This is a genomic window from uncultured Helicobacter sp., from assembly GCF_949282165.1.
In the GTDB taxonomy this organism is placed as follows: domain Bacteria; phylum Campylobacterota; class Campylobacteria; order Campylobacterales; family Helicobacteraceae; genus Helicobacter_F.
The window spans coordinates 248,230-265,276 of sequence record NZ_CASDOV010000001.1; the positions used below are offsets into that span (position 1 = coordinate 248,230).

A 17,047-nucleotide genomic window follows, 5' to 3' on the forward strand; every position below is an offset into this window, starting at 1 on the left:
TTTATTTAATGCAAGTTTTTGCTAAAGCAAAAACTTGGTATCGCTTGTGGGGAGTAAATCCCCGCTGCGCGAGCATACACTGCATTTTTTAGAATCCAAATCGCGTCTTGGTGCCGCCACCTCATCAACGCGACTTGGGTTAGCGCGTTTTCTATAAACCAAACTAGATTCTATCATTTCATGCAAGTTTTTGCTAAAGCAAAAACTTGGTATCGCTTGTGGGGAGTAAATCCCCACTGCGCTCCGCTGCGCGAACATACACTGCATTTTTTAGCAAGTTTATAGAATCTCTTAGTGTAGCCGCGTCATTAACGCCGTTTGGGCTAGCACCTTTTCTATAAACCCTCATCATTGGTTTTGCAGCCTTTGGGTAAATCCAACGCCCGCGAGTGGGACAAATCTAAATTCCACCTTAATGTATTGGTTGGCAATCGTCTCGATATTGTTTCTCGTGAGGATTGGGCGCACATCGGCAGCGAATTTGAGCGCGATCCCAAAGCAGCGGATATCGCGCGAGAGTATCACGCCCCAATCCTTAAAATAGTAGTTTTGTGTGTCATAGCCAAGATTCCCACTAAATTGAAAATACCCAAAATCGTATCTCAAGCTACCGCGCAAAAACCCACTGCGACTAGCCGCGTCGTTGTATGTGCCTGCCTGCAGTGCTCTAGAATCTATGCGGAAAAAATAATTGAGCGTAGATTGCACGCCAAATTTATTAAAACTCGCGGTTACGGAGGCTTCATTGAAAGTCTTAGCAATGTAGGAGTAAAAAATATTGGCCGTGATATTGAGCCCATCAAAGAGCGTAGTGCCCACCTCTTGGCGCAGGGATTGGTTTTGGGTAAGGATTTGATCTTGGGTGTAGATTCTCTGATACACGCGATAAAAAAACAATTCCTGCCCCTGTGTGTTGTAAAAGTAGTTAGAAAACTTCAAATCCACCTTTGGCTGAGCGGAGCTAAAATCCATAATCTCATTTGGATTCCAATACGCTTCAAGTGCTGCTGAACTCATACTTCCAGCTAGCTCACTATAAGCTTGATAGACTTGATCACTCATCGCGTCAGAAGTGTAGCGATAGGCAGGGGTGTTAAAGAGGGCTTCAAGGTGCATTGTGTGAAAAAAATATTTATAGGCTTTTGCCACATCAGAGTTTATCCCTAGCTCATAGTTGGCATACGCATACTGCATGCTGCGCTCCACACGCTCCCTACTTAGAGGATCTAGCGTATCTTGGGCATTGCCAAGCGAGACATTGCTCGCATACAAATCCACTTTTCCATTGACATTTATGTAGTCTTTAAGGAGCGAGAAATTAAGCCCAATAGGCACATTGATGGAGTTTTGCCAATAAGTATAGCCCGTGTGGCGCGTGATATTTTTGCTCTGCACATCGAGGGAGTAATACAAGTGGTTGGTAAAAATCGTATCTAAGAAACGATGGTATTGCAGGTTTGGCATCGTTTGGAATGTGTTGTTGTTGTTGGCTTGGGCGAGGTTGGAGAAGTATTTAAAATACATACCAACATAGTGATTATCGCTCTGTCCGTAGTAATTAATCCGTGAAGTGTGCAGGCGCGTGCTATAACGCCCATTGAGCTTTTGGAGTCGCTTGTATTCTAAGTCGTTCATATACATAATGGAGGTGTAAAAATGATCTTTGTAATTTGTAAAAAGCGGCTCGAGCAGCCCGGCGCGAGAATACTCAAACTCAAAGCCAAAAATCTCTTTGTTTAAGAGATTAAAATCCTTCATATACTCGTGGTATTGGCGAAAATAGCCGACATTAAAGCGCGCTATGTTGTTTTTTTCATCAGCGAGACGAAACTCCGCATTGATTCCGCGGCCGCGATCGACACGGATTTGTGGCAGCAGCGTGATATCCCATTGCTTAAATGGCGCGATATACAGAGGCTGGATATACACAAAGCCCTCCCTACTCGTGCTTCCAAGCTCTGGAGTTAATAGCCCGCTTTTGCGCTCTGTGGAGGTGGGGAAGCTAAAATATGGCAGATAAAACACGGGCAGAGAGCCAAAATACAGCCGAGAATTCCAAGTGCTTATGTATTCTTTTTGTGAGTTGTAATGGCCAGAGGTGGATTTGAGATGCCAAATGGGAAATTGCACATCGCAGCTTGAGATGATGGCTTTTTTGAAAGTATAGATCTTATCGCTATCTTGAACTTCTCGCCCTGAAAACCACATACCATTTTCATTTTGGAAATACGCTGGCTGCAGGATCATGTGCTTGGTTTTGAGATTCATCTCCACCCTTGCGGCATCGACAAAGAGACTTCCACCGCGATAGATTCTGACATTACCCTCTAGCAGCGCGCTCTCCTCCTCGCGATTGTAAGTGATTTTGTCCGCATACATATACACATCTTCACTAAGCATAAAGGCATTATCCTGCGCGACTACGACGCTACCGCGCGAGGTTACATTGTTTGCCGAGAGCTCAAAAATCTTTTTTTTGTCCCCCTGTGGCGTCTGCGCGGAGGCTATGGCGCATACAAAGAGGGAGATGAGGAGGAGGGCGCGCATTTAGTTATTTATCACGAGAGTTTTTGGGATTTTATCGTGCAGAGCGCGCCTAAAAACATCATCAAACGCCGGTAGATAGCTGAGATACAAAATATTGCTCCCTATGTATTTAAGCAATGCGCGAGAGAGGGAGCGCAAAAAGGAGGGCTTATCGACAAAATCAATGCTAATAATGCGGATTTTCATCACCACCTTGCCTAGTGTCGCCCCATAGAGCATACTAAAGAGCACCTCATACACCATACAAAACACAAACACCCACCACACAAGCTCTATCATCATATCCTTTGGCAGCTTGCTAGAATCTAGCGCAATCTGCAGTGTGAGAAATTCCTCCCAAAAGATAAAAGACAGAGCAAAGCTAAGGATACAAATATCTAGCACATAGGCTAAGACTCTCGCCTGAAGTGGCGCGAGTGTCAATCCCTCGCGATCTAAAAGCTGCTCAATCTTGCTATCCATACACTCGCCTTGTGTAGCCCTCTAGCGTGCTTGTGAATCTTGTGAATCTAAAAACCCAATCCCGCGCATTGCGATATCCCTGCGGTATTGCACACCCTCAAAATGGACAGAGCGCGCAATCGTGTAAGCATTCTCACGCGCTTGCGCTAGGCTCGCTCCTATGCCCACACACACGAGCACTCGCCCGCCACTTGCTAGCAACGCGCCATCTTTTATCGCTTCAAAGCTTAGGAGAGAATCTCGGCTAGATTTTGCGCTAGATTCTATATGAGATTTTGCGCTAGATTCTGTATGAGATTCTACCTTGGCACAATCCCCGTTAAGCTCCACGCCCGCAAAGGCGATATGCCCCAACTCACTCGCAAAATCTTTGATAAAAATAGGCTTAGGCGCAGTTTTGCCATAAGGGTAATGTTGCGAGGCAAGCACCACGCCCACGCTATAAGTGGGCTTAAAGCTCACATTAAGCGCGCCCAAATCCTCCGCAAGGAGCAAATCAAGTAGCGGCGTCTCCAATGAAGGCAGCAGCACCTCGCATTCTGGATCGCCAAAGCGCACATTAAACTCTAGCAGATAGGGCACGAGCCTCCCCTCTCTACGCACCACCATAATCCCCCCAAAGAGCACTCCACAAAATGGCATACCATCGCGCGCCATACCATCGATTGCGCGCTGCATAATGCTAGTCCTAATCTCCTCAAAAAGCGCGCTATCACACATCGGTGTGGGCGTGTAAGCCCCCATACCACCGGTATTTGGACCCTCGTCGTTATCTAGGAGTCGCTTGTGATCTTGTGCGGGATTTAGCATAAGGCAGGATTTGCCATCACTAAGCGCAAAGACAGAGAGCTCAAAGCCATCTAAATACTCCTCCACCACAAGCACTCTCCCCGCCTCGCCAAAGAGCTCGCCACTAAGCATTTTGCGCGCACTCTCTAATGCCTGCTCTGAATCTTGAGCGATGATCACGCCCTTGCCCGCACACAAACCATCGGCTTTTAGCACAATAGGCGGCGTGAGCGAGGCGATAAACGCTCTAATCTCCTCAAAATCACTGCTTTTGATATAGCGCGCAGTGGGGATTTGGTGGCGTGTGGCGAAGTCTTTCATAAATGCCTTAGAGCCCTCAAGCTGCGCAGCCCTAGCACTAGGACCAAAGACTCTAATGCCACTCTCGCGCAGCACATCGCTCACGCCATTTGTCAGCGGCTCCTCGGGACCCACCACCACAAGCGTGATCCCTAGCTGCTTACAGAGGCGCGCAAGCTCGTGATTGTCATTATAAGTAATGTTTTTGCCAAGTAGCCAAGTCGCCCCATTACCGGGCGCGAAATACAGCTCCTCCACGCGCAAATCCTGCGAGAGGCTTAAAGCCAGCGCATACTCCCTGCCACCATTACCAAGAATGAGAATCTTTTGTGCTTGCATTGCTTGCCTTTTTGGTTTTATAAATCCCTAAATAGCCCAGATAAGCGTTACTCTAAATGTAGCAAAGCCTAAAAAAGTAAAAATCTAGGGATAAGAGATCGTAATTAGGGGCAGATTCTCACCTTTAGGGCTCCAAGCGAAAATGCCAGCACACATACGACACTACATACCCCAACAAGCTTTTTTAGTAACAGACTTGCGGTTATTTATGCGAGAAAGGCGCGTTATCTAGGTGGCGCGAATTATAGGGCATATAGATTTAAAATCTCATAAAGTGCGCCTAGAGCACCCCTTCAAGCCGCAGCAAATACTGCTTTGTCTCCAGCCCAAACGCATAGCCACCCAACGCCTTTGGGCTAAACCCTAGCGTATGGTAGCTATGGCTTAGCACGCGATGACAAGGCACGATAATCATCAAGGGATTTTTGTTATTGGCATTGCCCACTGCCCTGCTCGCTTTTGCATTGCCCACAGCACACGCAATCTCTTGATAGCTTCGCACCTCGCCATAGGGGATCGCACACAGCTCCCGCCACACAGCCTTTTGAAACGCACTCCCAGAGGGATTTAGCGGGAGGCTAAAAGTGCGCAGCTTCTTGCTAAAATACGCCTCTAGCTGCCTAGCCGCCTCGCACAAAAGCGGATGATTGCTCGCCTCATCGCCCTCTAGCCTACTCATATCTAATGCCACAATTTGCTCATTTTCTGCACCCACATACAGCTTGCCAATGGGCGTAAGCACGCATTTTACTAGCACCATATACCTCCTAAATCATTTAATGCAAGTTTTGCTAGGGCAAAACTTGTTGCCGCTCGCGGAGAGTGAATCTCCGCTCGCTCTGGCTTACGCGAGCATACACGGCGTTTTTTAGCAAGTTTAGAGAATCTCTTGGTGTCAGCGCGTCAGGAACGCGATTTGGGCTAGCACCTTTTCTATAAACCGAGCTAGATTCTATCAGAATGCACTATAGAATCTAGAAAAAACATAGAATCTAAAAAGATTCTAAAAAATGAGCAAATACAGAATCTAAGCCCAAAAGAATCTACACAATCTACGACACAGATTCTAAATAATTATAGAATCCATACAATCCCCACAGATTCACAAACACAAAATTTTGCTTTAAACAAAGCAGATTTTAAAACGCACAGAATCTAGCGCGGACTTAAAGACAATCGCAGAATCGATAAAAGAAAATCCAAAAAGCGTAGATTCTATAAATCCGTCTAGATTCTACTTGTTACCCTTTGTGTGTGCATCGAGGATTTTGAGCTCAGATTCTAAAAACTTGCCCGTATAACTGCCGGTTTTTTTATGATTTTTCACAAGCATTTTTGGCGTGCCACAATCCACGATCCTCCCGCCATTATCGCCGCCCTCTGGTCCTATGTCGATGATATAATCCGCGTTTTTGATCAAATCCAAATTGTGCTCAATGACAATCACGCTATTGCCAAGCTCCACAAAATGGTGCAAAACCTTTGTCAGCCTATCCACATCAGCAAAATGCAAGCCCGTAGTGGGCTCATCGAGGATATAGAGCGTTTTGCCCGTGTCCTTGCGGCTAAGCTCCTTGGCGAGCTTGACGCGCTGGGCTTCCCCACCGCTTAGGGTTAGGGCGTTTTGCCCTAGCGTGATATAGCCTAGTCCCACGGCTTGCAGAGTGGCGAGCTGCGAGGCGATTTTTGGCATTTTGGCAAAAAACTCCAACGCCTCATCGACATTCATCGCTAGCACATCGGCGATATTCTTGCCCCTATAAGTGATCTCAAGCGTTTGGGGGTTGTATTTTTTGCCATTGCACGCATCGCATTTGACCATCACATCGGGCAGGAAGTGCATTTCGATTTTTATCTCCCCCTCGCCTTGGCACTTCTCGCATCGCCCGCCCTTGACATTAAAGCTAAATCGTCCCACGCTATAGCCGCGCAGCTTAGATTCCTTTACCTCGCTAAAAAGTGCTCTGATATGATCCATCACGCCGGTATAAGTCGCGGGATTACTCCTTGGGGTGCGCCCTATAGGGGTTTGATCGAGATAGATGACTTTATCGAGCTGCTCTAGTCCGCGTATCTCCACGCCATCACATTTGTGAATCTTTTTGGCATTGTTGAGTATCTCTTGGGCAGTTGGCAGGAGGGTTTGGAGGATAAGCGAGCTTTTGCCACTCCCGCTCACGCCCGTTACGCACACAAAATTTGATAGGGGGATTTTGAGGCTTAAATCCTTAATGTTGTTGATATTGACATTTTTGATCTCAAGCCACTTTTCTTGGATTCTGTGATGGCGATGATCGATGAGTATGTCGCCGTTGAGATAGCACGCCGTGAGGGTTTTAGCCTTTAAAAGTGCGCGTGTATCGCCGCTAAAGACGACTTCGCCACCCTGCACGCCCGCACCCGGCCCGATATCCACGATATAATCCGCATTTAAAATCGTCTCTTTATCGTGCTCCACCACAATCACGCTATTGCCCTTTTCTTGCAGTGAGCGCAGCGTTTTGATAAGACGCAGTGTGTCGCGCTCGTGCAGTCCGATACTGGGCTCATCGAGCACATACATCACGCCGGTAAGCCCGCTGCCGATTTGGCTTGCTATGCGTATGCGCTGGGATTCTCCACCGCTTATGGTGCGCGCATCACGCCCTAGTGAGAGATACCCAAGCCCCACATCATCGAGAAAATACAATCGCTCGATGATTTCTTTGAGTATAGGCGCGGCGATGAGCTGCTGCTGGGCGTTGAAGTAGGAAAAATTCTTAGGCGTGTTAAAAAATCGATAGCTTTGCTCTATGGGCATATCGATAATCTCCCCTATCCCAAGCCCCGCGACTTTCACGCTTAGTGAGGGGAGGTTTAGGCGGTGTCCCTTGCAAGTGGGGCAGGTTTTTTCAGTCGTGTAATCCGCTAGCTCACGCTCGTCTTTAAACATATCATAAGCAATCTGCACGATGCCCCTCCACGGGCGCTCTAGCTTGCTACCCTTCCACGCAAAGCTAATGGGCGTGGGGCAGCCATAGAGGAGAAAGTTTTGCGCTTGTGAATCGAGCTCCTCAAAGCTATGGTTAGGATTGATACCATACGCCTCACAAAACCCGCTAAAAAGCTCGGCATAATAGCTACGATTGTAGCCAAAAATCGCCTTGATACCGCCCTTTTTGAGCGGCTGGGATCTATCAAGGATTTTTTTGAGATCGATGGTGTATTTCACGCCTAGCCCTAAGCATTCTGGGCACGCACCCTTGGGGGAATTAAAGCTAAAGCTTAAGGGTTCTAGCTCCTCAAAGCTCACCTTGCACCTAAAGCACGCAAAATGCTCGCTGTAATGGATATGCGTGAGCTTCTCATCACTATGCTGCTCGATCTCCACTTCGCCATAGGATTCTTTGAGTGCGCGCTCTATGGCTTGGGCGATACGCGTGTGGTTTTTTTCCTCCAATCTCGCGCGATCGATTACGACTTTTATGGTGTGCTTTTTGTGCTTAGCAAGCTCGATTTCCTCATCTAGGCGCACCATCACACCATCAATCTGTGCGCGGACATAGCCCTTTTGGCGTAGAGATTCTATCTTGTCCGCAAAGCTTCCCTTTTTTTCCTTAATGATGGGGGCGAGGATTGTGAGTTGTGAATCTTGGCTTAAATTAAGGACTTGTGCGATGATATCTGTCTGGCTCATATGCGAGATTGGCTCGCCACAGAGGTGGCAGTGCTGCCTGCCCACGCGCGCATACAAAAGGCGCAGATAGTCATAAATCTCGGTAATCGTCCCCACGGTGGAACGCGGATTTTTGGAAGTGGTTTTTTGATCTATGGCAATGGCGGGCGTTAGCCCCTCTATCTTATCGACATTTGGCTTGCCCACTTTGTCGAGGAATTGCCGCGCGTAGCTTGAGAGCGATTCTATATAGCGTCTCTGCCCCTCGGCATAGAGCGTATCAAAGGCGAGCGTGGATTTGCCACTGCCGCTTAAGCCTGTGAAGACGACTAGCTGATTTTTGGGGACATTGAGATGGATATTTTTGAGGTTGTTTTCTCTCGCTCCTTGAATCTGTATGAAGTTTTTGCTGTCGTTTGTGCTGCCCATTGTGTATCCTAAAGCGAAATTTTGGCGGCATTATAGCATTTGCGCATTGAAAATAGGGCGCAAATCACGATAGTCTTGGCAAAAGAGGTGTATTAGGCGTGTGAGATTCTGTGTGGGTGAGTGTAGATATTGCACCGCTTATCGCGCGCAAAGCCCACAAGCGTGATACCTAGGAGTTGGGCGGATTTGATACCAAGCTCGGTGGTGGCGGATTTGGAGATAACAATGGCGATATCGTGCATTGCCGCTTTGATAACCATCTCCATAGAGAGCCGCCCGCTCACAAGCAGTATGGCATAAGTCGTATCGAGATTCTGAAGCTTTGCCCTGCCCACGACTTTATCGATGGCATTATGCCTCCCCACATCTTGGCTTGTGATTTCATAGCCATTTTCAAAAACCAAACTCGCCTTATGCACGCACCCTGTCTTATCAAACAAATCCGTGGGCGATGAAAATCTTTCAACAAGGCTCCATAGCCTCTGGGCAGAGAGGCTAAGCGGCGTGGAGATAAATCTCTCCACAATCTTACCTTCAAAATTCGCGCTCACGCCCACACAGCAGCCAGAAGTGAGCGTTTTTTCATTAAAAAGGTTATTGAGACTATCCTCATTGATACGCGATTGCACATAGACATTGAGCCCATCATCTGAGACTGCAATACTCGTAATATCCTGCAAACTCTCTATCACACCCTCACTCATCAAAAACCCCACAGCATACGCGTCCTGATCTTGAGGCAGGGACATCGTGGAGATGAGTTTATGTCCATTCAGATACAAGGCTACGCGCTTTTCTTGGATAACACAATCCTCTCTTTGCTCCTGCTTGCCGTCTTTATAAAGGCTTATGATAGGGATTTGTTTTACAAACTCACTCACATTTTACTCCAAACATTCTCCGTGATTTGCTTACATTACAGAATCTGCTGCTTTAAAATCTAGCCCATCATTCAAAATAGCTAAACACCTCATAGCCACCATCTTTGAGATATTTGTCCTTTTGCATTAGCTTGAGATCGCTTCGCATCATATCCGCCACCAACGCCTTCAAGTCGTATTCTGGCACCCATCCTAGCTTCTGGCGCGCCTTGCTCGCATCGCCGATGAGCAAATCCACTTCGGTAGGGCGGAAATACCGCGCATCCACGCTCACCACTTCCCTACCAATCTCTAGCTTAAACTCCCCTCTGCACGCCTTGATATAGCCCCTCTCCTCTACGCCCTCGCCGCGGAATTCTATCTCTATGCCTAGCTCATTAAATGCCATTTTGACAAACTCACGCACCTCTGTAGTAACACCTGTGGCGATAACCCAATCTTCTGGCTTAGGGGCTTGTAGGATTAGCCACATCATACGCACATAGTCTTTAGCGTGCCCCCAATCGCGCTTAGCACTAAGATTGCCTAGATAGAGCTTATCCTGCAGTCCAAGGGCGATTTTTGCCACTGCGCGCGTGATTTTGCGCGTTACAAATGTCTCGCCGCGTATGGGGCTCTCGTGGTTAAAGAGGATTCCATTGCTTGCAAAGATATTATACGCCTCGCGGTAATTTACCGTGATCCAATACGCATAGAGCTTCGCGCACGCATATGGTGAGCGCGGATAAAATGGCGTCTTTTCACTCTGTGGGATCTCCTGCACAAGCCCATAGAGCTCGCTTGTGGAGGCTTGGTAAATCTTGCTTTTTTCTATCAGTCCTAATAGACGCACCGCCTCTAAGATTCTAAGCGTGCCGATACCATCGGCATTAGCGGTGTATTCTGGTGTCTCAAAGCTCACTGCCACGTGACTCATCGCCGCGAGATTATAAATCTCATCGGGCTTAGTTTCTTGGATAATGCGTGTGAGATTGAGTGAATCTGTCAAATCCCCATAGTGCAGGAAAAAATTGCGATTATCCACGTGGGGATCTTGGTAGAGATGATCGATTCTATCGGTGTTAAAAAGCGAGCTTCTGCGCTTGATGCCATGCACCTCATAGCCTTTTTTGAGCAAAAACTCCGCGAGATACGCGCCATCTTGTCCGGTGATACCTGTGATGAGTGCGGTTTTCATAACAAATCCTTTAGGGTAAATTTATTGCAATAGCCCACAATGCCTAATTGAGATATTCACAACACAAAAGCCGCCCATTATACGCTAAAATTACTTAAAGAATTTACCAAAACCCCAAAGGAGAGCTATGGACACGCGCGCCCTAAAAGAGCAGTTTTGTATAAAAGAGCTTGATGAAAGCCATCTGGAGCAGTTTAACAAACTCCTGCGCTATGCCTTTCAGGTGACTGAACGCGATTTGCTCAATGTGGGCTGGAGCAGCGAGGAGATAAAACTCGCCAAATCCCCTGTATTGCGCAATGCACGCGTGTTTGGGTGGTTTGATGAGCACAATCTCATCTCACAAATCGCCCTCTACCCTATGCAGATAAATATCTACAATGTCATCTACAAAATGGGCGGGATTACCGGCGTGGCGACTTATCCTGAGTATTCTGGCATAGGATTAATGAATGACTTAATCAAAAAGGTGCTAGGCATTATGCGCGAATGTGGGCAGAGCATATCGTGCCTCTACCCCTACTCGATCCCCTACTACCGCTCTAAGGGCTGGGAAATCGTGAGCGATAAGATCACCTTTGCGATTAAAGATTCTCAAGTGCCCAAAGTCCCTAAAGTCGGGGGGATCGTGCGTAGAGTGAGCGCGGATAATAAGGATTTTTTGAATCTCTACCACACCTTTGCGCTTGGCACACACGGCGCGCTACTGCGAGATTCTCTAAGCTGGGAGGAATACTGGCGATGGGAAGTGGAGGATATCTCTATCGCGCTGTATTACGACGCGCAGGGGCGCGCTAGTGGCTATATCGTGTATTTGCTCGATAATGATGTGTTTAAGATTAAAGAGATGATTTGGCTAAACCAAGAGGCGCGCTATGGAATCTGGCATTTTATCAACGCCCACCAATCGATGTTTGACAAGATAGAGGGCGCGAATTATAGCAACGAAAGCCTTGCGTTTTTGCTCGAAGATGGGCATATTAGTGAATCTATCCAGCCCTACATTATGGCGCGTATCGTCGATGTGGAGCAGTTTTTGCGCCAATACCCATTTGATCGTATCACTTTTGATACGGAGTTTTGCCTCATCGTGCGCGATGAAATCCTAGAGTGGAACAACAAAGCCTTTGTGCTAAAGTTTGTGGATAATACTATGAATCTAAGGGTGCTAGATTCTGTGGATATAGCACAAGATTCTCATCTAGATTCTATCCGCACGCCCTACCGCGCCACGCTCTCTATACAGACGCTCGCGACGATGCTCCTTGGCTACAAACGCCCCTCATACCTCCGAGCGATCGAGCGACTAGATGCCGATGAGACGAGTATCGATATACTAGAGGATATTATCCCCGAGGGCAAGGCGTATTTTAGCGACTACTTCTAAAAGCTCCCCACGATGGAGCGGATCTCATCGACATTGAGCTTGGTCTCTGGGTGGGGGGTTTCATTAGTCTCTGGATTCTCAAAACGCGTGAATCGCTTCCTAAACTGAATCCTAATCGTCTTTGTCTCGCCATTGCGGTTTTTGGCTACGATGATCTCTGCGGGCTCCACATCGCGCTCCTCATACTCGGGCTTGAAATCCCCTCCCTTGCCCTCTTTTTCTAATCGCGCCTTGCGCTCTTTATCGGCGCGTTTTTTATACACATCATCGCGATAGAGAAACAAAATCATATCCGCATCCTGCTCTATCGCGCCCGAATCGCGCAAATCTGAGAGGATGGGGCGTTTGTCATCGCGCTTTTCTAGCTCGCGATTGAGTTGAGAAAGGGCGATGATAGGCATTTGGAGCTCGCGCGCTAGCGTTTTGAGCCCACGAGAAATATCGCTAATCTCAATTTGCTTGCCCTGATTCCTATCGCCCACCATCAGCTGGAGATAGTCAATCATCGCAATACCCACATTTGGGTGCTGGCGCTTTAATTTGCGGAGTTTGGAGCGCAGTTGGGAGATATTGAGCACACTGCCATCATCGATGAAAAGCTCCTTTTTCTCCATCGCGTCTGTGCAGATACTGAGCTGCTCGAGCTCGGCGTCGTTGAGATTGCCACGGCGGAGGTTTTGCATAGAAATGGAGCTAAGGGAGCTAAGCAAGCGTATCATCAGCTGCAGTGCGGGCATCTCGAGGCTAAAGATCGCCACGCCCACATTAGCATTTAGGATACTTTGTGCGATACTTAGCATAAATGCCGTCTTACCCATTGATGGGCGCGCCCCGATGATGACTAAATCGCCGTTATTAAAACCTGTGGTGATGTCGTTTAGCTCATAAAATCCCGTGGTAACGCCCGTTAGAATCTCATTGCCACGATTTTTTAGCTCGAGCAAATAGCTCATCGTATCTGCTACAAGCGTGGGCGCGTCGATGAAGTCTTTGCCATTGCTATTGCCTAGTGCGATATCACTCACGCGCTTTTCCACAATCTCCATAATATCCTGCGAGCTCGTGTGTGAATCTAGAGACTTCTCACGCAACAAATTAGCGAGCTCTTGGAGCTCTCTTTTTAGCGCGGCTTCTTTGATCTCTTTGGCATAAGCCTCGATATTGGCAATAGGGCTCGCGCTTGCTATCTCTACGATCTCTTCTTCGCGCACCTTGCCCTGTGCGCGCTGCAGGATAATCTGCTCATCAAGCGGGAGATTGAGCGCATCGCACTCGCGCATTACTTCAAAGACATTTTTATGCGTGGGGTATAAAAAATCCCTAGGGCTTAGCAGTGCTGCGACTTCTTCATAATTGCTTGGCGCGTATAAAATCGCTGAAAGCACCGCGCGTTCGATATTGATGATTGTCTCCATAATTGCGCTCCACACAGAATCTAAAGCCGCCAATTATAGCCAAAAGCCCCATAAAAATATTATAATGCCACTCACGCAAGACTTACACAAAGGATACAAATGCCACCAAAATCCCCTAACCCAAAACCCAAAAAAGCCACCAAAGCCCAAATAGCGGAAATAAAAGCCCTCTTTTTGCAGCATTATGCCAACGCCAAAACAGAATTGCGCTATAACAATCTCTATGAGCTCCTCGTGTGCGTAATGCTCTCTGCCCAATGCACCGATAAGCGCGTCAATCTCGTAACACCCGCGCTTTTTGCGCGATTCCCAAATGTCGCTAGCCTCGCAGGTGCCCCGATAGAAGAGATTAAAGAGCTGATTAAATCCATCTCGTTTTTTAACAACAAAGCCACAAACCTCAAAAAAATGGCGTCCCAAGTCCTGCAAGAACACAGCGGGGAGATCCCCACCACGCAAGAGGCACTAAAAAGTCTCGCTGGCGTGGGACAAAAGACAGCTAATGTCGTTTTGATAGAGTTTTTTGAAGCCAACTTTATGGCGGTGGATACGCATGTGTTTCGCACTTCGCACCGATTGGGGCTCAGCAATGCCACAACAGCCCTGCAGACAGAATCTGAACTCACAAAAGCCTTTAGGGACAATCTCTCCACACTTCATCAAGCCTTTGTGCTCTTTGGACGCTACATCTGCAAGGCACAAAAGCCGCTATGTGAGGAATGCTTCGTGCGGCATTTGTGCAAGAGCACGCAAAACTTTAAGCCAAGATAAGCAAAAAATACCTATAATTTGTAAATCCCAAAGACGCAAAGGGTTGCTAATGGATACCAATCATCAAAGTTTTGAGATTATCGCTCAAAGTTTTTTAGAAGTGCTACAAGAGAGTATCAACAAAACCCCCAAAGATTCTATCCTACCGATAAAAAAGGGTTATCTCGCAAAAATCAGTATGCTAAAAGGCAATGTAGCGGATAAAGAGGTGTTTTTGCTCTTTGATAAGGCGTTTTTGACAATCATCACCAAAGCACTGCTAGAGGAGGAGAGCCCGGATAAAGCCACCTTAGAGGATATGGCAAAGGAGCTCGCAAATCTCATCGTCGGACACGCCAAAGTCCTAGCCAAAGGCGATAGGAGCTTTAACATCTCCGTGCCTAGTTATCTGGGCTACAAACTCATCAAAGACTATGATAGTGGCTTGCATTTTAAGCTCGGCAGAGGGCACTGCGGAATCTACATAAGAAAGGCGTGAGATGAAACCCACAGGCGACATTATAGAATCTAGCAAATCTAAGCGGGCAGATTCTGTGATTGTATGCGCGTGTAAGCCGGAGCAAGTGGGGGCGCAAGCTCGCATTGCCCATACCAATTTACCAAGGGCAAATTGCATAAAATAATAAGGAGTGCGTAATGGGCGGAGAATCTATCCTCGATAAACAAAGAATCCACACACCAAAAGAGATTGAGCTAGCCACATATCTCGAGGATATGATGCAAAACTACAATGGAGTGCTTGATATGGAAGTGCTCTTTGAAGCCGAGCTGGGCTCGACAAAACTCCCCCTAAATGAGATTCTAAAATTTGAAAAAGGCTCTATCATCGATTTGGGCAAGCCTGCGGGCGAGAGTATCGAGACATTTGTCAATGGGCGCGTGATAGGCAAAGGCGAGGTAATGGTGTATGAGAAAAACCTCGCCATTCGTATCAATGAGATCTTAGATTCTAATGCGATTGTGTATTATCTCACGCGTGAGAAAGTCTAGGCTATGCGACACCTCATCATCTGGCTCTGTGGAGTAGCACTAGCCCTCGCCACGCAAGCACAAAAGATAGAGATAAACACTGCCAAAGACAAGAGTGAAATCCTCCTCTATCTGGATACCACCTACGATCTCACGCCACAAATCACGACTAAAGAAGAATACAAAGGCGTGATTTTCAAAAACATCACTGCACAGCCACAAAACAAGCGCGTGAGCGGATCGCTGCTGAATGAAATACAAGTCTTTAACATCAATAGCGATTTGTATGTGCTAGGCGTGGGCGATCCGACGCAGCTTCACATCGAGGTGGGCAAGGCGGGGCAGACGCTCAAGATAAGCTTTCTCAAAGCCCAACCCTCGCACTTAGATATGCTAATGCATAAATCCCTCACGCTCCCTGTGAATCCGCCGCTAGATTCTGAAATCTCTAGCGAGATAGCCTCATTGCCCAAGCCCGATAGCGCGAGCTTCACGAGCACCGCCCAATCCCTAGCAATGCAGAGTAGCACACAGACAGAGCAAAACACACGAGCAAACACACAAGAAAACGCGCAGAGCAAAGCCGCGCAAGAGGGCGCGCAACCCCTCGCGCTACTCACACAAAATGGGGATTTGGATTTGTGGCGTTATGCCGCGCTTATTGGGGTTATGGTATTGCTCATTGCGATTTTGCTATGGACGCGCAACTTTTTGCGCAAAAACACCAAGCCCTTTGCCTCCTACCTCACACCCACTTCCTCTAGCAGTGCGCATTTTGAGCTAAATTCCTTCGATCCTAGTATCAAAGTCATCGCCCAAAAGCGCGTGGATTCTAAAAACAAAATCCTAACTATTGAGACTAATGGCTATCGCTATGTCGTGCTAGTGGGCAACTCCAACACCCTGCTTGATCGCTACCCCATCACTAGCCCCAATAAAGCCCAAAGCCCGCACAATAGCCTTGTGATTGAGGATTCACAATTTAGCACGCTTTTGGAGCAAAAGGCACAGCGATTGCAACGACTAAAAAATGACCAAAACATTTAACATCACCCAAAAAGAGCGATTGCGCTTCTCCCTCCTGTGCTCGCTTGTTATCCACCTTGTGATTGTGGGGATTGTGCTAGGCTTACTCTTTACACGCCAAGAGCTTAGATTCAAAAAAGGCACGGCAGAAGTGCCAAATAAGATAAAAATCTCGGGCTTTATCCCCCAGCAGCTCCCTCCACAGCCTAGCTCCGCACCACAAGCCAAGCCAAGCCCACCACAGAGCTCTAGCGCGCCACAGAATCAAAAAAAAGATTCTAAACAACCCCAAACAAGCGCGATAAAGCGCGATAGCGATGCCTCCCAACCTCGCCCAAAGCCCCAAGATTCAAATCCTGCTAAAGATTCACAAACCCTAGCCCAAAGCCCACAGAGAGCAGATTCACACCAAGAGGGCACAGAGGATATCGATCTGCGCTCCCTTACGCTAAACTCCAATCCCTCCCCTAGAGATTCACACCCAAACAACACCAAACAATCCCCCTCACTAGCTGCGATATTTTCCCAATACCAAAGGCTTGATAGCATCACAAAGCGCGATGTGAGTGATCTCTATGGCGAGGAATTTGGGGATTATGGGCTTGTGGAGCAGGATTTTATCATCAACAACCTCCGCGATATAGGGCGTATCACAGGCAGGTATCTCAAATACCCCCCCGATGCGATCCGCCTAGGGCAGCAGGGCGTGAATATCGTGCAGTTTTATCTCCACCCAAATGGCGATATCAGCGACTTGCGCCTTATCAAATCATCGGGCTATGTGATATTAGATAGAAACTCCGAGCGCACCATAGAAATCGCTTACAAAGACTACCCCCACCCCACAAGCAAGGTGCTTATCAGAATCCGCGTGAGTATGGAGCTATATTACTATTAGCC

At 47.5% G+C, this 17,047-nt stretch carries 17 protein-coding genes; 7 read left to right on the plus strand and 10 right to left on the minus strand.

Features of this window, described 5'->3' with window-relative positions; genetic code table 11:
- Positions 1-21 precede the first annotated feature (21 nt).
- The 9 genes from ACH2BK_RS01285 to gmd form a co-directional block, all read right to left on the minus strand.
- Positions 22-258, minus strand: coding sequence for a hypothetical protein (locus ACH2BK_RS01285; RefSeq protein WP_395001785.1), 237 nt, complete (start codon positions 256-258; stop codon positions 22-24).
- Positions 194-352, minus strand: a complete 159-nt coding sequence (locus ACH2BK_RS01290) for a hypothetical protein (protein WP_395001786.1) — start codon at positions 350-352, stop codon at positions 194-196. Before ACH2BK_RS01290 ends, ACH2BK_RS01285 begins: the two co-directional genes overlap by 65 nt.
- Complete coding sequence (locus ACH2BK_RS01295; protein WP_395001787.1) at positions 349-2,547, minus strand: LPS-assembly protein LptD; 2,199 nt, start codon at positions 2,545-2,547, stop codon at positions 349-351. The genes ACH2BK_RS01290 and ACH2BK_RS01295 overlap by 4 nt, the downstream gene beginning before the upstream one ends.
- The gene (locus tag ACH2BK_RS01300) at positions 2,548-3,009 is read right to left on the minus strand and encodes an RDD family protein (RefSeq protein ID WP_394994430.1); all 462 of its coding nucleotides are present in this window, start codon (positions 3,007-3,009) and stop codon (positions 2,548-2,550) included.
- Positions 3,010-3,030: 21 nt separating this feature from the next.
- Positions 3,031-4,437, minus strand: coding sequence for a phosphoribosylamine--glycine ligase (gene purD / locus ACH2BK_RS01305; RefSeq protein ID WP_395001788.1), 1,407 nt, complete (start codon positions 4,435-4,437; stop codon positions 3,031-3,033).
- Between the two features lie 280 nt (positions 4,438-4,717).
- Entirely contained in the window at positions 4,718-5,197 is a 480-nt protein-coding gene (locus tag ACH2BK_RS01310; RefSeq protein WP_395001789.1) for a methylated-DNA--[protein]-cysteine S-methyltransferase, read from the minus strand.
- A 474-nt stretch (positions 5,198-5,671) separates the two neighbouring features.
- A complete protein-coding gene (gene uvrA, locus ACH2BK_RS01315; protein WP_395001790.1) occupies positions 5,672-8,521 on the minus strand; it encodes an excinuclease ABC subunit UvrA in 2,850 nt (949 codons plus the stop codon).
- A gap of 92 nt (positions 8,522-8,613) precedes the next feature.
- The gene (gene fdhD, locus ACH2BK_RS01320; RefSeq protein ID WP_395001791.1) at positions 8,614-9,402 is read right to left on the minus strand and encodes a formate dehydrogenase accessory sulfurtransferase FdhD; all 789 of its coding nucleotides are present in this window, start codon (positions 9,400-9,402) and stop codon (positions 8,614-8,616) included.
- Between the two features lie 67 nt (positions 9,403-9,469).
- Positions 9,470-10,579, minus strand: a complete 1,110-nt coding sequence (gene gmd / locus ACH2BK_RS01325; RefSeq protein ID WP_394994415.1) for a GDP-mannose 4,6-dehydratase — start codon at positions 10,577-10,579, stop codon at positions 9,470-9,472.
- Positions 10,580-10,706: 127 nt separating this feature from the next.
- Here gmd and eis point away from each other — a divergent pair, with 127 nt between their 5' ends.
- Positions 10,707-11,966: an enhanced intracellular survival protein Eis gene (gene eis, locus ACH2BK_RS01330; protein WP_395001792.1), complete on the plus strand. Its 1,260-nt coding sequence runs from the start codon at positions 10,707-10,709 to the stop codon at positions 11,964-11,966.
- On the opposite strand, the gene ACH2BK_RS01335 is transcribed toward eis, so the two are convergent.
- Positions 11,963-13,381 (minus strand): replicative DNA helicase, encoded by a 1,419-nt coding sequence (locus tag ACH2BK_RS01335; protein ID WP_394994410.1) that lies wholly within the window; start codon positions 13,379-13,381, stop codon positions 11,963-11,965. The genes eis and ACH2BK_RS01335 overlap by 4 nt on opposite strands.
- A gap of 99 nt (positions 13,382-13,480) precedes the next feature.
- Between ACH2BK_RS01335 and nth the strand changes: the two genes are divergently transcribed.
- From nth to ACH2BK_RS01365, 6 genes are read left to right on the plus strand one after another with little or no spacing between them, the layout of a single operon-like run.
- The gene (nth, locus tag ACH2BK_RS01340) at positions 13,481-14,152 is read left to right on the plus strand and encodes an endonuclease III (protein ID WP_394994407.1); all 672 of its coding nucleotides are present in this window, start codon (positions 13,481-13,483) and stop codon (positions 14,150-14,152) included.
- Between the two features lie 49 nt (positions 14,153-14,201).
- Positions 14,202-14,630: a chemotaxis protein CheX gene (locus ACH2BK_RS01345; RefSeq protein WP_394994404.1), complete on the plus strand. Its 429-nt coding sequence runs from the start codon at positions 14,202-14,204 to the stop codon at positions 14,628-14,630.
- Between the two features lies 1 nt (position 14,631).
- On the plus strand, positions 14,632-14,775 hold the full coding sequence (locus ACH2BK_RS01350; RefSeq protein WP_394994401.1) for a hypothetical protein: 144 nt from the start codon (positions 14,632-14,634) through the stop codon (positions 14,773-14,775).
- Positions 14,776-14,788: 13 nt separating this feature from the next.
- Complete coding sequence (gene fliN / locus ACH2BK_RS01355) at positions 14,789-15,142, plus strand: flagellar motor switch protein FliN (RefSeq protein WP_394994399.1); 354 nt, start codon at positions 14,789-14,791, stop codon at positions 15,140-15,142.
- Positions 15,143-15,145: 3 nt separating this feature from the next.
- Positions 15,146-16,168: a hypothetical protein gene (locus tag ACH2BK_RS01360; RefSeq protein WP_394994397.1), complete on the plus strand. Its 1,023-nt coding sequence runs from the start codon at positions 15,146-15,148 to the stop codon at positions 16,166-16,168.
- The gene (locus ACH2BK_RS01365) at positions 16,152-17,045 is read left to right on the plus strand and encodes an energy transducer TonB (protein ID WP_394994394.1); all 894 of its coding nucleotides are present in this window, start codon (positions 16,152-16,154) and stop codon (positions 17,043-17,045) included. The genes ACH2BK_RS01360 and ACH2BK_RS01365 overlap by 17 nt, the downstream gene beginning before the upstream one ends.
- Positions 17,046-17,047: the final 2 nt, after the last annotated feature.

Excerpts from the sequence above, each read along its gene's own strand:
- ACH2BK_RS01345 (WP_394994404.1), top strand. The coding sequence starts at position 14,202 with ATGGATACCAATCATCAAAGTTTTGAGATTATCGCTCAAAGTTTTTTA.
- ACH2BK_RS01300 (WP_394994430.1), bottom strand. The coding sequence starts at position 3,009 with ATGGATAGCAAGATTGAGCAGCTTTTAGATCGCGAGGGATTGACACTC.
- purD (WP_395001788.1), bottom strand. The coding sequence starts at position 4,437 with ATGCAAGCACAAAAGATTCTCATTCTTGGTAATGGTGGCAGGGAGTAT.
- ACH2BK_RS01335 (WP_394994410.1), bottom strand. The coding sequence starts at position 13,381 with ATGGAGACAATCATCAATATCGAACGCGCGGTGCTTTCAGCGATTTTA.
- ACH2BK_RS01285 (WP_395001785.1), bottom strand. The coding sequence starts at position 258 with ATGTTCGCGCAGCGGAGCGCAGTGGGGATTTACTCCCCACAAGCGATA.
- ACH2BK_RS01290 (WP_395001786.1), bottom strand. The coding sequence starts at position 352 with ATGATGAGGGTTTATAGAAAAGGTGCTAGCCCAAACGGCGTTAATGAC.
- eis (WP_395001792.1), top strand. The coding sequence starts at position 10,707 with ATGGACACGCGCGCCCTAAAAGAGCAGTTTTGTATAAAAGAGCTTGAT.
- ACH2BK_RS01360 (WP_394994397.1), top strand. The coding sequence starts at position 15,146 with ATGCGACACCTCATCATCTGGCTCTGTGGAGTAGCACTAGCCCTCGCC.
- ACH2BK_RS01295 (WP_395001787.1), bottom strand. The coding sequence starts at position 2,547 with ATGCGCGCCCTCCTCCTCATCTCCCTCTTTGTATGCGCCATAGCCTCC.
- fliN (WP_394994399.1), top strand. The coding sequence starts at position 14,789 with ATGGGCGGAGAATCTATCCTCGATAAACAAAGAATCCACACACCAAAA.
- ACH2BK_RS01365 (WP_394994394.1), top strand. The coding sequence starts at position 16,152 with ATGACCAAAACATTTAACATCACCCAAAAAGAGCGATTGCGCTTCTCC.
- gmd (WP_394994415.1), bottom strand. The coding sequence starts at position 10,579 with ATGAAAACCGCACTCATCACAGGTATCACCGGACAAGATGGCGCGTAT.
- uvrA (WP_395001790.1), bottom strand. The coding sequence starts at position 8,521 with ATGGGCAGCACAAACGACAGCAAAAACTTCATACAGATTCAAGGAGCG.
- ACH2BK_RS01350 (WP_394994401.1), top strand. The coding sequence starts at position 14,632 with ATGAAACCCACAGGCGACATTATAGAATCTAGCAAATCTAAGCGGGCA.
- nth (WP_394994407.1), top strand. The coding sequence starts at position 13,481 with ATGCCACCAAAATCCCCTAACCCAAAACCCAAAAAAGCCACCAAAGCC.
- ACH2BK_RS01310 (WP_395001789.1), bottom strand. The coding sequence starts at position 5,197 with ATGGTGCTAGTAAAATGCGTGCTTACGCCCATTGGCAAGCTGTATGTG.